This is a genomic window from Capnocytophaga canis (assembly GCF_000827555.1).
GTDB lineage: Bacteria > Bacteroidota > Bacteroidia > Flavobacteriales > Flavobacteriaceae > Capnocytophaga > Capnocytophaga canis.
Window position 1 is genome coordinate 1 of the sequence record NZ_CDOI01000064.1, and the last position, 402, is coordinate 402.

The 402-nt window shown below is 32.6% G+C and carries 1 protein-coding gene; it reads left to right on the plus strand.

The genetic code is table 11. The features are described from left to right. Positions 1–98: 98 nt before the first annotated feature. A partial coding sequence (locus CCAND38_RS02140; RefSeq protein ID WP_042343497.1) for a Uma2 family endonuclease occupies positions 99–402 on the plus strand: 304 nt, incomplete at its 3' end.

A 402-nucleotide genomic window follows, 5' to 3' on the forward strand; every position in this document is an offset into this window, starting at 1 on the left:
ATTTTGAAACCCGTTGTAGATGAATATATTACATCGGTTAAATTTCCTGAGTTGAAAATCCACACCTCGGATATTTTTTAACATAATGAATAATTCTTATGGCTACTATTAATAATATCAATCAGTTAGATTTAGTAAACGGTGTGTATACATACGCAGACTACCTTCTTTGGAAGTTTGAAGAGCGTGTGGAGCTTCTCAAAGGAAAGATTTTCAAGATGTCACCTGCACCCAGTTTGAAACATCAGAAAGTTTCTTCAGCATTACATGGAGAATTTCATATCTATTTTAAAAATAAAAAATGTCAATTGTTTTCAGCTCCGTTTGATGTACGTTTGCCTAAAAAGGACGAAAAAGGTGATAATATTCACACGGTAGTTCAACCTGATTTATGTGTAATTT